This window comes from Psychrobacter sp. (assembly GCF_035469765.1).
Classification (GTDB): Bacteria; Pseudomonadota; Gammaproteobacteria; order Pseudomonadales; family Moraxellaceae; genus Psychrobacter.
In genome coordinates this window covers 1-1,528 of sequence record NZ_DATIRM010000418.1, presented here as the reverse complement: position 1 = coordinate 1,528, position 1,528 = coordinate 1, and the positions used below count along the sequence as shown (strand labels likewise).

Here is a 1,528-nt window from a genome sequence, read left to right as displayed (position 1 = left end):
TTTCATCTTGCTGATGCTTTGTCTGGCAGTTTTGCAGTAACTGCTGTGCAATATCTGGTGATAATACAAATACCCCATCATTATCCATAATGGCGATATCGCCTGAGCGAATCATGGTAGTCTGCGCGCCAAAACGGTAATGGATATCAGACGCCAGTACGCCGTGCGTCTGCTCACTCTTAAAGGTAGTGACTGCGCTTATGCCTTGCGTAAATACAGGAAAGCCCAGTTGCTGAATCTGTAGCGAATCAGTCACTTGTCCAATGACGATAACGCCAGCGAGCTTTTCATAAATAGCGGCGCAAGTACGTAACGCGCCCCAACAGGCTTTGATGCCAAGCACTTGCGCGTCGATACACAAGATGTCATTCGGCTGCGCCTGAATCAATGCTTGATTAATCACCTCCGTATTGTCTGAGTTCAAAGTCGCTGTGATGACTTTTCCAACGACAGTATGGGTGCAAGGAGACAGCGCTTTGATATCTGGCAAATACCCCACTTCGATCAGATGACCAATCGTCGAGGTGGCTATGCTCTTGTAACTATCTACTAGCGTATCAATATCAAATTTATCCATTAATCTTTATCTCACTATGCTTTCGTATTGAATCCACCATAAGATTTGCTTCAATGTTTTTTGCCCTAAAAAAAGGATTGGTAGTCACATTCTCCCCTGCAGGCATGCTGCCATGGGGATTGTCACCGCGCTCAATCACGGGCAACAACAATGTCTTATACGGATAGTATGGATTAGTCAGTAGCTGCTCGCGGATAAGCTCATATTGATCGGCATCAAAGTCAATATCCGTCAATGCCCTATGGATACTGTCCCTCGCCTCACGCCACAGCACTGCTTCACTAATCTCATAATGCGCTGACAATGCTTCAATAATGGCGCGAAGATTGACCAATATACCCAAGGACTGAAGATAAAATATTAGTGCTTGCGGGGTCTCTAGGTACAAGCGATTTTTAAAATTGGGCGGGCTTAAATACTCAGGATCTGCTATTTGATGACGCGTAAGCCATGGCAAATAAATACGTAACGAATCATGATCCCGCAATAGCAAGCTGGTAAAACGATGATCTTTCATCACCATCACGATGTTTTGTCCGTGCATCTCAGGAGCAAGCCCTAAACGCAGGCAGCGCAGCATCGTACCCAAAAACACCTCACACAGGTTTTTGAAGCAATCAATAGCCGCGCGTTTTATGTGCGCTGTTTGCGTCGTAGGCGATTTTGCTTGGATGATCTCATCAAAGATATGATGACTTATGCTATCTTTAGACACCAACATGCCGAGGCTTGCCATGGGCAGTAGCCGCACTTGGTCATTACACAGATCCGTTGGTAGACTCCTGAGCATAGCGCCTAAATGCGTGGGTTTTTCTTGATAAAAACAGGGATTGGTTGCGCTTTTATCTTGTAGATGCATCGGCGACATATAGCCCAACCAAAGGCGCTCATCCCATAACCGCAGCTGCGCTAACAATACCTTATCTATTTGTCTGGCCTGCATCAGAATCG

General features: G+C 45.8%; 2 protein-coding genes. Both read right to left on the bottom strand.

Features of this window, described 5'->3' with window-relative positions:
• Window positions 1-577: RraA family protein (locus tag VLN09_RS11595; protein WP_325246682.1), on the bottom strand; the 577-nt coding region annotated here is incomplete at its 3' end.
• The coding region (locus VLN09_RS11590; protein WP_325246680.1) for an IucA/IucC family C-terminal-domain containing protein at window positions 570-1,528 on the bottom strand (959 nt) is incomplete at its 5' end. The genes VLN09_RS11590 and VLN09_RS11595, both read right to left, overlap by 8 nt.